The organism is Rahnella sp. RcJ3 (assembly GCF_009498575.1).
Taxonomy (GTDB): domain Bacteria; phylum Pseudomonadota; class Gammaproteobacteria; order Enterobacterales; family Enterobacteriaceae; genus Rahnella; species Rahnella aceris.
The window spans coordinates 36,829-50,050 of the sequence record NZ_QSNX01000001.1 but is presented as its reverse complement, the minus strand read 5'-3'; the positions used below and the strand labels follow the sequence as shown (position 1 = coordinate 50,050).

The following is a 13,222-nucleotide window of genomic DNA, read 5'->3' as shown; positions in this document are numbered from 1 at the left end:
TACAAACGGAAAGGGCGCAAAATCTGCGCCCTTGAAGTTGATAAACGGATAATGGCTTACAACGCGAAACGTGATTGCGGCCAAAGCCAGGCAGCGCCGCGTACGCCGCTCGAATCACCGTGTACGGCTTTGAGGATCGGCGTTTCACATTCCCCGCCAAACACCCATTGTTTAATCAGCAGCGGCACCGTCTGATACAAACGATCCACGTTACTCATACCGCCCCCAAAGACAATCACGTCCGGGTCGAGGATATTCACCACGTTCGCCAGCGCCTTGGCCAGACGACGCTCATAACGCCCGAGCGCCTGTTCTGCAGTTTCATCGCCCTGCTCCACCAGCGCAATAATCTCTGCGCCTTTGAGCCGCTGACCGGACAAACGAAAATAGTCTTCTGCAAAACCGGTGCCGGAAACAAAGGTCTCGACGCAGCCTGATTTCCCGCAGTAACACGGGACTTCACGGGCAAACTGCATTTCTTCTTCATCCTGCCACGGCAGCGGGTTATGCCCCCATTCCCCCGCATTGCCGTTGCCGCCCGCATGCGCCGCACCGTGAAGCGCCACACCGGAACCGCAACCGGTACCGATTATCACGGCAAATACGGTGTGACGGCCCGCGCCCGCGCCGTCAGTGGCTTCTGACACCGCCAGGCAATTGGCATCGTTGGCAATATGTACTTCGCGTTTTAACAGCAGCGCCAGATCCTCATCCAGCTGTTGTCCGTTCAGCCAGACCGAGTTGGAATTTTTCACCTTACCGGTAAATGGCGACAAGGTGCCGGGGATCCCCAGCCCCACGCTGCCACGTTGACCTGTGGCTTTTTCGGCGTCCAGCACCAGCCCTTCAATCGCTTTGAGCGTACGTTCGTAGTCATTTCTCGGCGTATCGACCCGTTTGCGAAACAGCTCTTTACCTTCATCAGATAACGCAATGACTTCTATTTTTGTGCCGCCTAAATCAATGCCAATTCGCACGTGTTGCTCTCCTTTTACACTTTGCAGGGTCAGTTTTTTTGAGTTTATTCAGTTTAGAAGCCAGACGCGACTGTCACCAGAATAAGCTGTTATGCAATGTTACAGGGTGCGGCGATTTCTTAACGACGGCTGACGCTCAATTGGTTATCATGCCGCCCTGCATTCATTTATTCAGCGTACCACGAGTGCGCCGGGACAGGGATAACGCCATGTTATGGTTTAAAAATTTGTTAGTTTACCGTTTGAGCCGTGAAGTTTCGTTATCTGCTGACGAAATGGAAAAACAGCTCAGTGCTTTCACCTTTACCCCGTGCGGCAGCCAGGACATGTCGAAAACCGGCTGGGTCTCACCGATGGGTTCCCACGGCGGCGACGCGCTGACGCATGTCAACGGTGGTCAGATCCTGATCTGCGCCCGTAAAGAAGAAAAAATCCTGCCTTCTCCGGTGATTAAACAGGAGTTACAGGCCAAAATTGAGCAGCTCGAAGGTGAACAACACCGCAAGCTGAAAAAGACTGAAAAAGATTCCCTGAAAGATGAAGTGTTGCACAGCCTGATGCCGCGCGCCTTCAGCCGGTTCAGCCAGACATTCATGTGGATTGATACCGTTAACGGCCTGATCATGGTTGACGCCGCCAGCGCCAAGAAAGCCGAAGATATGCTGGCGCTGCTGCGTAAAAGCCTCGGTTCGCTGCCAGTGGTGCCACTGACCATGGAAAGCCCGATCGAACTGACGCTGACCGAATGGGTGCGTTCCGGCGATACCCCTGCCGGTTTTACGCTGCAGGACGAAGCCGAGCTGAAAGCGATTCTGGAGGAAGGCGGCGTGATCCGCTGTAAGAAACAGGTGCTGGTCAGCGATGAAATCGCCACGCATATCGAGAACGGCAAACTGGTGACTAAGCTGGCGGTTGACTGGCAGGAACGTATCGCCGTGGTGCTGGCGGACGACGGCAGCATTAAGCGCCTGAAATTCAGCGACGTCATTCGTGATCAAAACGAAGATATCGACCGCGAAGACTTCGCTGGGCGTTTCGATGCAGATTTCGTGCTGATGACCGGTGAACTGGCAGCGCTGATCCAGAACCTGATCGAGGCATTAGGCGGCGAAGCGCAACGCTAAGACCGGATGCAAAACGTAAAAAAGGCGCTCATGAGCGCCTTTTCTGTGTCTGAAGAACTTATTTAGTCAGATACTTACAGAGGTATGAGGTGGTTTCGCCGACCTGTAAGTTGAATTCACTTTTACCCGGAATGTAGAACGTCTCGCCTGGCTTAAATACCTGCCAGTCCGGTGATCCCGGGATCAACACTTTCAGTGAACCGCTGATCACCGTCATTTCTTCCGGCTTTGCGGTGCCGAAAGTATATTCACCGACGGCCATCACGCCAACACTGGCTGAACCCGTGCTTTCGCTGTCAAAACCAATCGACTTTACTTTCCCGTCAAAATACTCATTATTTTTCAACATAGATTGGCCCTTTGCGATAAATTTCAGAGCCTTCATATTAGGGGCAGAAAGCGCCTTCTGTCACTGATTATTACCGCTTTATCCGCACGAGACGACACCGCCCGCAAAGCGGTAGCGCTGATTTGATTTTACGGCCGCACAGTGCCATTGTGGGTAGCTGTTCGCCCCTCAGTCATACCTCAAACCACCAGTTCCGCCGCCAGTTTTGCCATCAGTACATTCGGTAACAGCACCGGAATATTCAGATATTTTTTCAGCACATCGAGGTGATGGCGGTTAAAACCGATGCAATCAAGCACCACGACTTCCGCACCCTGTTCAGCCAGATGCATCGCCGCGTCCGTCAGCGCCTGATCGTCAGAAAGATACGGGCTGGCAACAGCAAAACAGGGCGCTTTGGCTAATTTTCGCCATTTGTTCGCCTGCTCAACCACCTGGGATTCAACCGGCACCACAATCCCCGCACGATGCTGACCGACTATTGAAGCGATCAACGGTGGAATAATGCGGTCAGGCTCCAGCAGCAGCGCATTGTTAGCATGCAGATGATGAAATTCGCCGGTGCAAAGCAGCAGAATGGTCAGGCAACCCAGGGCTTCCAGTACGTCGATTTTTTCCTGTAATCCGCTTTCCACGCGGTGCGCAGCCATCGTAACCTGCGAACCATCCAGCAGGCGGGTGACCAGTACAGCGTCGCCCTCAGCCGCCGCATAACGCTGCTCTATTTGCTCCCTGCTTAACCCGTCGAGTAAGCCCACATGGGTGACTGACCCGGCCGGCAGATGTTCCATCAGCAGCGGCATAATGTCGCTGCGTGGTGCCTGTCCGATTGTTAACGTCGCAAGGGATGTCATCATCGTGTTACTTCCGGTTTTGCAGGTGACGCAAGCTTCCGTACAGCGACAACAGGAGTTGATATTCATCGGCATCAAAGAACTGACAAGTGCCGCGGCCAAACTCTTTCGCCACTTCAACAGCAAATTTTGCCGCCAGTGCGATATCCACTTCATGACTTGCCCCGGTGCCACAGCCCGGCACAACAGATTCCGCCGTAATAGCCACACCGACCACCGGCACGGTCGTCGCCGTTGACGGTTGCAGAATACTGTTCAGATGATGCACACCGTTGCCGTAAGGCGTGATGTCCTGCGTGGTAATCGGAAAAGTGACCGCCGGTTTGCCGCTGGTCATTTCCATGATGCGCAGCAAATCTTCAGAAACACGCAGGATGTAACCCTCTTTCACCGTCGGTGAAATGGCATAACCCTTGTGATTGATGATGCGGTTGCCTTTGGTGGTGTCGATAGACAGGATCGCGTCCACGCCGTCCACCACTTCGTTGTCGTTCATGGTCACGTCATCAATCGGCGAATCCATAAAATCGACCGGATCATGCGGACGGGTCGGTGCGTTCGGGCAAATGTGGGTAGTGATAATCACATCACCGTCGAGCACATCGCCCTTGCGCTGCATATCAGCCAGTTTAAGTGCGCTGGTGACAGCGGCAATCGCACCATCGCCATCAGAGACCAGACCGATACGCGTCGGACGCGCGCCAATCCCGCCCAGACGACCGATAATCCCAAGCGTGGGTGCCGTGCCGCCACTGCTTTTGCCCTGACTGCCCGGCACAGTGATACGCACAAAATCAGTGCCACCTTTCGGGCCGTCAGCGCGGTGTGTGCTGGCGATAATCCCCGGATAACGGGCGAACAAGTCCACAATGTCCTGACCGCTGACGTGGGAGCTGTCAATCAGTTCGAATACCGTTAATGTCTGTTGCAAACTCATCACTCAGTCCTCTTAAAACATCGCGACCGGCGTATTTCACGCAGTAGCCAAAACGGTCGCGGGTGCTGTTCATCGTGGAACAGTCAGGTGTTTAATGCTGGCTGAACATCAGCCCTGGTGTTGGTGCGGTACTCACTACTTTTTGGCACTGAAGATCGACGTGAAGAAACTGTAAAGCGCGTCACCGGCAATAAAACCTGCCGCCAGCACTTCCATTGGCGTACGCCCTTTTTCACCCCAGATCCGGATAATGATAATGCGCAGCACGATGCCACAGACCACGGCCCATCCGGCCATCACGCTGTTGATCAGCAAACCGGTCGCCAGCAGTACGCCAAGCTGGCGTTTCGGTCCGCCAATCAGCTGAATCAATGCGCCCGGAATCGCCCAGATCAGCAGGCTGTGTGCAATGCCCGGCTGAGCACCGGCCTGAATGGTTTTGGCATAAACCCGCGCCACCGGCGGCACTAAATCCTGGGCGAAGTAACCGTAATGGGCGTACCACACCACCGGAATGGCGATGACAAATGCCAGCAATGCGGCGAATAACTGGATGCGGCGGCCGTAAAGTTCAGCCTGCAAATCTTTGCCGTAACCGCGCAAAATAAATCCGGCTTTCAGATCAAAACCCATATCAGCAAATGCCGGACCGGTAGCGGCGGTAAAGCCCGTCAGGACGCATAACGCCAGCGGTGGGAAACCAATCAGAATACCGATAATTAAGGTAATCAGCGCCACGGCAAAGGCAGGGAACCAGCCGGAGTGCATCGCGGCAATCCCGACAATCAGCTCGTGGAAGAAGGCGGCAAAGGCGGCGTAAATCACGAACGCAATCAGCATACTGACTGACATTTCACTGTACAGGCCGCCCGCCAGCGCCAGCAGTGCCGCGATGGCGATATAACCGAATGCGCCCAGCCCGAGTGCTTTACGCACCTCTTTCGCCGGTTGGGTAAAGGTCGTTTTGGCGTCGGCATGTTTAGCACGCACCACCTGAATCACCTGCAGCAGCGACACCAGCCCCGCGCCGACCATCATGCCGTGAGGAATATACAGCGCGTTGAGGTCCAGCCCGGCGACCGGCTGCGCATAAGCGCGGATCAGCAAGCCAATACCAAACATGCTGAGCGCCCAGATATTGCCGATAAACGCCGTGCCGAAAGCCGCCATCGGGATTTTCAGCATCGCTCCAGCCACACCAACAACCACGCCCGCGACCAGCAGCCAGGCCTGACGCCCGCCGTTATCACCGGCTTTAATCGCTTCAGCCGCCGCAACACCGGGTGGCCAGGCATTGCTGGCCGGGAACACTTTGGTGTCGAACAGGCGATAAAGCAGGTAGGCATCGAGCAACATCGCTGCGGCCACACCGGTAAACATCGGCATGATCAGTTGCGGCTGGCCCATGACATAAGGAATAGCGATCGGCATCAGCAAACTGTTTGCCGCACCAAAGGTCGCAGATGAAATGACGGTTTGCGCCAGATTCTGCGTATGAACAGAACGGTAGCGGTAAAAAGCCTGCATCGGAATGCGTGCCAGTAACATGGCAAACAGCGCGCCTATAATCGAGGTATTCGGCGTAACGCCTAAAGTAGTAATCAGCTGGACACCGATGATTGCGCCTAAAACAGACAACAGAATCATCACGATGAGAGTGCCAATATCCTTTAGCGGATTCTCCTTATTATTCTTTGCAGGTTGATCTGACATAAGGCCCCTGGTGTTGAGCAAGTATTTCACATAGCAAATAATCCGGGTCCGTTATTCGTCATTATCCTGACGGCTGCTACATGGCCGTTTTAGATAAATGCCAATACTCATCACCCAATTTTTCGGCAATTTGCCGGGTTACGGCAATCAGCCCTTCTTTTATTCCTTCCGGAATTTCTTTCCCCTGCGCCGGCGAAGGGAAAGATAAACATAATCCAACGGTTTCATTACGGTGCTTATTAAAAATACTGGTGGCTAAGGTACTTATTCCCAGCAACGTTTCGTTGTTGGCAAATGACACCCCCGTCAGGCGGACATCGGCCAGCCTGGCTAACAAAACCTCCTTGCTCTCAGGCGAATTAGCAGAATTCGCCTGATATTTTCCGCTAAACCGCGCCAGAACCTGATCATCGGTATAGCGCGAAAGGATCGCGCGCCCGATAGCCGTTTCGTGAGCGGGCAAAAGGCTTCCGGCCGGAGTAACCACTTGCAGATACGTTCTGCCGGGAAACATGCGCATCACCATAATGTCGCGCCCTTCCAGCATCGAGATATAACCCGTGCATTGCGTCAGCTGACTGAGTTGCGTCATATACGGCGACGCTAAATCCACCAGCGGGGCCGACAAATAATGGCTGGAGACGGCCAGTAATAATTTTCCGATGCGGTACAGACGGCTGTCCGGGTCACGTTCCAGCAGCCCTTGCGTTTCCATCGTCATCAGCAGACGGGACACCGTACTTTTCGGTAATTTTAAATTTTCGACCACATCACTGAATGACAAACCGGGATGCCCCTGACTAATCCCCTGTTTTGAAAATAATTTCAGTACCGCAGCCGCATTTTCTAATGTGGTCATAAAGGAGTGAGTTCCGGTATATGGAACAAGGTTCCTGTTAAGTTAAATAAAAACTAAAGCTGATACGTGTCAGCGTCAAGTCGTTTATTTTTCACGCACAACACGTCAGGCAAATGAATATGCTTAAAGGAATTCTTAAATAGATGAAATTAAGAGTCAGGCAAGTTAAATGCCGAGTATTAATGAGGTGACGGACGTAAAACTCAGCAGATTATCGTGATTAAATATTGCGCAAAATATACAGGGCGATGGAGGCTTCAATGAGGATGATGGTGATCGACAGGAGGGCAGGCATCACCTTGGCATGCTGATTAAAAAACGACATCAGGGACTTCATCATGGGTTCCATTGTTAGAGGTTAAAGTAATCACCTGAGTTATTATGTTACGCCCACATATACATCAGTACAATACTTAAGCATACGTGATCCCCCTCACATGACATGGCCCGTTTTGTTTACAGCGGATCCTGATTCAAGCTTGAGTCACAACGTGCTGACATAAAAAAACGAGCCACCCGGGCTCGTTTTGTCAGGAGATGAGCGGAATTCAGCGCGCCATCGGCAACGCCAGTGCATCCAAAATCAGATTCACGACAGTCTGCGGCTCCTGAGTTCCGTCGACCACATGATGGGCGGACTCCTGATAAAGCGCTTCGCGCTCATTCAGGACTTCTGTCATTTCTTCAGCGATCGGCTTGCCCGTCAGCGTCGGGCGCTGATCTTCCAGTGGTGCATCTTCCAGACGGTTTGCCAGGGTAGATGCAGGGGAACGCAGATAAATGACCGTACCATTTTCACCCATAAAATCGCGATTTTCCTGGGACAGCACCACGCCTCCCCCTGTGGCAACCACGGTCAGTGGCGAGGAAATGGCTTTTAGTGTCTCAGTTTCACGACGGCGGAAACCTTCCCAGCCTTCGCGCTCAACAATATCTGCCACGCTGAGACCAGAAGCGCACAGTAACGCCAGATCGGTATCGACAAATTTGTAGCCCAGTGCTTTCGCCAGAGCGCTGCCAACCGTCGTTTTACCTGCACCGCGTGCGCCGACCATGAAAATGGTTTGTGTCATTACCGCTATCCTTTATTCCCCGGGAGCCGTTAGCCCGCCTGATGAAAATCCATCATCAATATGAAGTGTGAGTGTCAGAAGTGGGTCATTGCACTGCCCTGCCGATGTACTCGCCAGATAGTACAACAAAAAAGCCTCACTGGCAGATTTTTGTCACCTGCCGGTGAAGCTTCTGTAGCGTTTTATTTACGCCGTTCAGGGCATCATACTGAAAAATCCTTGCTGCGCAATGGCCTGCAATAAGCTTTGCGAGCTCTATCCCCTAAGTGGCTGTATCAGCGAGGTTTACAGATATACACGAGTGCGGGCGGAAAATTCTTCACTACCCGGATTTTTTTCCAGGTGAAGTAACGTGATAACAATTTCTCTGACAGCTGGCTGTACTGGAATAAAACCAGCACGCCGTCTTTATCTTTCAGCTGTTGCCGTGTGGTCTGCAGAATCCTGATGCTGGTACGCAAAGGCATCGACAGCAGCGGCAGGCAGGAAAACACGGCGTCATACTGCGTGCTCATGTGCTCGGCAGAATGCGCCATCACCTGCAAACGACTATCTTTCATCTGATTAAGCTTACGCACAAACGCGGGCTGTATTTCAAAAGCCTCAAGCCTGGCATCTGCCCGCATACGGCTCAGGATGCGGCGGGTCAGAACACCGTCGGCCGCGCCCAGTTCGGCGATAGCCAGCGATGTTGTCCAGTCAATCTGGCTGAGCATCGCATGGCACAACCACGGCGACGAGGGCATCAGCGTCCCCATCGTGCGTGGTGAACTAATAAAATTCTGCAAATAAAAAAACTGATTCTGAATCGAAATCCCGGTGTTCTTAATCGTCATTCTTGCGGCATTTAACATTCAAACGTCCTCCTGGGGATATAGACCCTTATATCATCTTTAAATTCTTAAGAAATGATTAATAAGGGAATAAATCGCCTGAAAGGTTCATATAAAATAAATTACATGGGATGATTCTCAAAATAAATGTGATAAGAAGCGTGATACAGGGAATAGAAAAGGCCAATGTCAGGTGACATTGGCCTTCTCAACTTCATATAACGTCATTGAAACTAATAAGAATCAGACGAATTAAACGACTCGTTTAAAACACCAGATTTTTATTTATACAATTCAACGCTTGCCCGGGTCAGACTTGAATCCCCCGGTGTGTCTGCACCGATCACACGGTAGTGATTTGCACCTTTATCTGAGGCAATCTGGTTCAGCTGGTCATGCAAGCTGCCCGGAACCGTATTCGGCGCGCTCACAGACACAGTGCCCAATGACTGGTAATTACCACTTTGCGCCTGCATTTCTGTAATAGGCGTTGCAGCCAGGGCTGAGAATGAAGCAACAGTAATAGCAACAGCTGTAATTGCAGGTAACAGTTTCATATTACGCACCTTTCTTTCGTTAGTTTCGTTAATTAATGGGGCGGAAGCAATCCGTTGAATTAATTATCGGCGAATCAATGAAAGCGGACGTAATCGAATGTAAAGAAATTCAACCATTGTGGTAAAAATAAGGAGACAACGAAAGTAATCTTTTCAGTCACTCTAACTGCCGGAGAAATAGAGATATTTAATGGAGAAAGTATGGAGAGTTTTCAAAGTTATTTATAACCCGCACAACTTTTGCACAAATCGACGCCGGCATGCAATCACTGTTATGATTATTTTGTATGAATTTTCTGTTGCTGTGATCGCCTGCACTGTCAGGGCTACAGAGTTCGGTTTCCCGTGCGCGCGGAGAACCTTTGCATAATCATAATGATGAAAGGGAGTATTTATGGCGGGTGGTAGTCTTCTGGCCTTAATCGATGATATCGCATCGATTCTTGATGATGTGGCGGCAATGAGTAAAGTCGCTGCGAAAAAAACAGCCAGCGTGCTGGGTGATGATCTGGCGCTGAATGCACAACAGGTCACGGGAGTGAAAGCCGATCGCGAATTGCCGATCGTGTGGGCCGTTGCCAAAGGCTCGATGATCAACAAAGCCATTCTGGTTCCGCTGGCCTTACTGATCAGTGCGTTTATTCCCTGGGCCATCACCCCGTTACTGATGATTGGCGGTGCCTATCTGTGCTACGAGGGTTTCGAAAAAATCGCCCATAAACTGATGCCGGGCGGGCATCATGAAGAAGAAAAACCGGCAGCCGCCGAAATAAAAAATGAAACAGAGGCTAAAACGCACGAAAAAGATAAGGTCAAAGGCGCGGTGCGCACCGACTTTATTCTTTCGGCTGAAATCATCGTAATCTCGCTGGGTATTGTTTCATCGGCGCCGTTCCTTAATCAGGTTACCGTGATGGTGCTGATTGCGGTGGCAATGACTATCGGGGTTTACGGGCTGGTCGGTGCGATAGTCAAAATTGACGACGCAGGTTTGTACCTGAGCAAGCTTGCCGGTGAAAGCAGCATCATGAAAGGTGTACGCGCCTTTGGCCGCGGCATCGTGAATCTCGCCCCCTGGCTGATGAAAATGCTTTCTGTCGTCGGCACCATCGCCATGTTCCTGGTCGGCGGCAGTATCATCAGCCACGGTCTGCCATTTATGCACAGCCTGATTGAGCCTCTGACGCACGGGCACGAAAGCTGGGTGAATACACTGATTACCGGTGCCACTGATTTAGTGGTGGGTCTGATTGTCGGTGCCGCCGTGCTGGCGCTGGTGATGACTGGACAGAAGGTGTTCGGTAAAAAATCATAATGCAGAAACATTGCGCCCTTCCTTATGCCGGAGGGCGCAATTCACCGCTATTCCCTTCAGTTCTTCGATGCCACCAGCATCATGATATCGCTGGTGAATGTGCCGTCAGGCTGGATCTCAAAATGTTTTACCACGTCGTCAGACATCTTTTTTTGCAGCTCGCGGATAGCGACGGCGAAATGTTCAGGCGTGCGCATGCGGGCGATCCAACTGGTGAACTCCAGCGGCAAACGATCTGTCGTCACTTCACGCGCAACCAGCCCGGCTTCAGCCACCATGTTCAGCCATTCGCCTGGTGAATAATTGCAAACATGCGAGGTGTCGCGCAGCACTTCCACGGTTTGCAGATAAATATTCAGCAACGGATGCCCCGGCGACACCACATCCATCATGATAAATTTCCCGCCCGGCTTCAGCACACGCGCCACTTCACGCAGCGCCTGCCCGACATCATGCCAGTGGTGCGCGGAATAGCGGCTGATAATCACATCCGCGCTGCGGTCGTCGAACGGCAGCGATTCCGCCACGCCCTGTTGCACGGTGATATTCGTCAGTTGCTTATCCCGCGCAGCCTGTGCAACCACGTCCAGCATCTGTGACGACAAATCGTAAGCAATCACATTTTTAACCACACCTGCTGCGACAAAGCTGGCGTGTCCTGCCCCACAACCCAGATCAATGACCCGCGCCTCGTTATAGGGTGCCAGCAACCCCGCCAGACGGTGTAAATCAGCGCCCTGCGAGTGAACCGCACTGGTCAGATAATCCTGAGCCTGTGAACCAAACTGCTTATCTACGGCCTGACTGTGAGTATTTTTTGTGTTCATCATTGCTCCTGTCTGTCTTGTTTTTGTAATAAGAATGCGGGTTTCAAATGACCTCAAAATCACTATAGGCATTGTTCTATACGGGTACAATATGAGCGTTTATACTGGTATCAATTACACCCTGTTTAAGTGAATATTATGATTGATAACGCAGAGTCGCTCAGCGGACCGAAAGCGCTGGGCATGTTTTTACGGACTCACCGCGAACGCGTGACGCCGGAAATGGTCGGGCTTCCCGGTTCACCGCGCCGCAGAACCAGCGGTTTGCGCCGCGAAGAACTGGCACAAATCAGCGGGATCAGCGCAACGTGGTATACGTGGATTGAACAGGGGCGCGATGTGTCCATTTCCGCTGCGACCCTTGACAGCCTGGCCAAAGCGCTGCGCATGGAACCTGCGGCACGAGAGTATTTATTCAGTCTGGCGTCGGTGAAAGATCCGCAGGTATTACCCTCTTCCGGCGCACCGGACGCCAGCCTGAAAGAGTGTGTTAGTCAGTTCGCCTGCCCCGGTTATCTGCTCGACAGTAGCTGGAATGTACTGGCGTGGAATCCGCAAGCGGAGGCGTTGTTCAGTGGCTGGCTGGGGGTTGATGAACATCCTAATTTGCTGGATTTTATGTTCCTGCATCCGCTGGCACGCCAGTTGGTCACAAACTGGCCGGAACGCGCCAAACGTGTAGTGGCGGAGTTTCGTGCCGAGACCAGCCATTACGCCCATTCTGAAACAGTCCGTCAGTCGGTAATCAGCCTGCGCGATCGCAGTCACGAGTTCAATCAGTGGTGGTCGCAGCAGGAAGTGCTGGCGCGTGAAGGCGGTGAACGCCGTTTTCATCATCCGCTTCAGGGCGAAATCTGTTACCGGCAACAGACATTTTTCCCTGCCGGATATGCAGAATGTAAGCTGGTGATTCTGGTGCCGGAAGCGTAAAAAACGAGGGTGGCCAGCTTAATGCCGGTCACTTAAGCATTTTTATGAATACAAATTCATTTTTGTGCTTCAAAGGATAATGAAGGAATCAGGCTTATAGCGCTATTTTTCTTCATCGAAGGCCCAAATTCACGGGCCTCATTTCCTTAAGTGACCGGCATTAGGTGGCCAGCTTGCTGTTTTTTCTCGTTTAACTGGCGTTTTCACCAATTGACATACAGATGCCGGATATGTGAGGCTGATTTTTTTGGTTTCCTAAATAATTGGTTTCCTCCATGACAGGATAATGCCCATGATGACTCGCCAGATCTATCAGGATGAAGAATTCGAAATTCGTGTAGCGACCGAACTTGAGGCCGTCACGCATTTAGCGGCGGTTAAAGCCTCCGTGAAGGAAATTGGCGCATGGGAATCCTGGTGTACGGATAAATATTCGCTTGAAGACAGCCGGAAATATCTGGCCGACAGCGAGCAGAAACGCCATCGCGGCGCAGAATTCAATTTCTGTGTATTTGAGCGTTCAGGCGGTAATCTGATTGGCAGTGTGGGCATCAACCGCATCACGCCGGAGTATAAATTCGCCAATCTCGGTTACTGGATCCGCACCGGTTATACCGGCCGCGGACTGGCGACGCTGGCAGCCAGAACGGCGGCGCGCTTTGCGTTTACCGAGCTGGAGCTGACCCGTCTGGAAATCGTGGTAATGGAGGGCAATGACCACAGCCGACGGGTGGCGGAAAAAACGGGCGCGATATCAGAAGGTCTGCACCGCAACCGGCTTTATTATCACGGCCAGCCGCGTGACGCCTGGATGTATTCCCTGATCCCGGGCGATCTCTGAGACTGGTTTCACAAAAAAGATAAGGCAACAGAA

Annotated in this window: 14 protein-coding genes; 4 read left to right on the top strand and 10 right to left on the bottom strand. The window is 52.0% G+C overall.

Annotated elements, in window-relative coordinates; genetic code table 11:
- Window positions 1-56: 56 nt before the first annotated feature.
- Window positions 57-977: a fructokinase gene (gene mak / locus DXU84_RS00245; protein ID WP_013576686.1), complete on the bottom strand. Its 921-nt coding sequence runs from the start codon at window positions 975-977 to the stop codon at window positions 57-59.
- 209 nt (window positions 978-1,186) lie between these two features.
- On the opposite strand from mak, the gene rdgC reads away from it, so the two are divergent.
- The gene (rdgC, locus tag DXU84_RS00240) at window positions 1,187-2,101 is read left to right on the top strand and encodes a recombination-associated protein RdgC (RefSeq protein WP_112151734.1); all 915 of its coding nucleotides are present in this window, start codon (window positions 1,187-1,189) and stop codon (window positions 2,099-2,101) included.
- A 58-nt stretch (window positions 2,102-2,159) separates the two neighbouring features.
- Here the strand turns inward: rdgC and ppnP are convergent, their stop codons facing one another.
- The 8 genes from ppnP to DXU84_RS00200 form a co-directional block, all read right to left on the bottom strand.
- On the bottom strand, window positions 2,160-2,450 hold the full coding sequence (gene ppnP, locus DXU84_RS00235; RefSeq protein WP_013576688.1) for a pyrimidine/purine nucleoside phosphorylase: 291 nt from the start codon (window positions 2,448-2,450) through the stop codon (window positions 2,160-2,162).
- Window positions 2,451-2,629: 179 nt separating this feature from the next.
- Window positions 2,630-3,307, bottom strand: coding sequence for an AroM family protein (locus DXU84_RS00230; protein ID WP_013576689.1), 678 nt, complete (start codon window positions 3,305-3,307; stop codon window positions 2,630-2,632).
- A gap of 4 nt (window positions 3,308-3,311) precedes the next feature.
- The gene (locus tag DXU84_RS00225; protein ID WP_153374558.1) at window positions 3,312-4,241 is read right to left on the bottom strand and encodes a DUF1177 domain-containing protein; all 930 of its coding nucleotides are present in this window, start codon (window positions 4,239-4,241) and stop codon (window positions 3,312-3,314) included.
- A gap of 135 nt (window positions 4,242-4,376) precedes the next feature.
- Entirely contained in the window at window positions 4,377-5,954 is a 1,578-nt protein-coding gene (locus tag DXU84_RS00220) for an OPT/YSL family transporter (protein WP_037036782.1), read from the bottom strand.
- 76 nt (window positions 5,955-6,030) lie between these two features.
- Window positions 6,031-6,813, bottom strand: a complete 783-nt coding sequence (locus DXU84_RS00215; RefSeq protein ID WP_037036780.1) for an IclR family transcriptional regulator — start codon at window positions 6,811-6,813, stop codon at window positions 6,031-6,033.
- A gap of 548 nt (window positions 6,814-7,361) precedes the next feature.
- Window positions 7,362-7,886 carry a shikimate kinase AroL gene (gene aroL, locus DXU84_RS00210; protein WP_013576694.1) on the bottom strand — a complete coding sequence of 175 codons (525 nt, stop codon included), beginning with the start codon at window positions 7,884-7,886 and terminating at the stop codon, window positions 7,362-7,364.
- Between the two features lie 275 nt (window positions 7,887-8,161).
- The gene (locus tag DXU84_RS00205; RefSeq protein WP_013576695.1) at window positions 8,162-8,740 is read right to left on the bottom strand and encodes a class I SAM-dependent methyltransferase; all 579 of its coding nucleotides are present in this window, start codon (window positions 8,738-8,740) and stop codon (window positions 8,162-8,164) included.
- Window positions 8,741-9,000: 260 nt separating this feature from the next.
- Window positions 9,001-9,276, bottom strand: coding sequence for a DUF1471 domain-containing protein (locus DXU84_RS00200; RefSeq protein ID WP_013576696.1), 276 nt, complete (start codon window positions 9,274-9,276; stop codon window positions 9,001-9,003).
- A 394-nt stretch (window positions 9,277-9,670) separates the two neighbouring features.
- Between DXU84_RS00200 and DXU84_RS00195 the strand changes: the two genes are divergently transcribed.
- Window positions 9,671-10,591: a DUF808 domain-containing protein gene (locus DXU84_RS00195; protein ID WP_013576697.1), complete on the top strand. Its 921-nt coding sequence runs from the start codon at window positions 9,671-9,673 to the stop codon at window positions 10,589-10,591.
- Between the two features lie 56 nt (window positions 10,592-10,647).
- Here the strand turns inward: DXU84_RS00195 and DXU84_RS00190 are convergent, their stop codons facing one another.
- Window positions 10,648-11,418, bottom strand: coding sequence for a class I SAM-dependent methyltransferase (locus tag DXU84_RS00190; RefSeq protein ID WP_013576698.1), 771 nt, complete (start codon window positions 11,416-11,418; stop codon window positions 10,648-10,650).
- Window positions 11,419-11,556: 138 nt separating this feature from the next.
- Here DXU84_RS00190 and DXU84_RS00185 point away from each other — a divergent pair, with 138 nt between their 5' ends.
- Together DXU84_RS00185 and DXU84_RS00180 are read left to right on the top strand one after the other, a co-directional pair.
- Entirely contained in the window at window positions 11,557-12,348 is a 792-nt protein-coding gene (locus DXU84_RS00185) for a helix-turn-helix transcriptional regulator (RefSeq protein ID WP_126125085.1), read from the top strand.
- A gap of 292 nt (window positions 12,349-12,640) precedes the next feature.
- Window positions 12,641-13,189 (top strand): GNAT family N-acetyltransferase, encoded by a 549-nt coding sequence (locus DXU84_RS00180; protein WP_013576700.1) that lies wholly within the window; start codon window positions 12,641-12,643, stop codon window positions 13,187-13,189.
- Window positions 13,190-13,222: the final 33 nt, after the last annotated feature.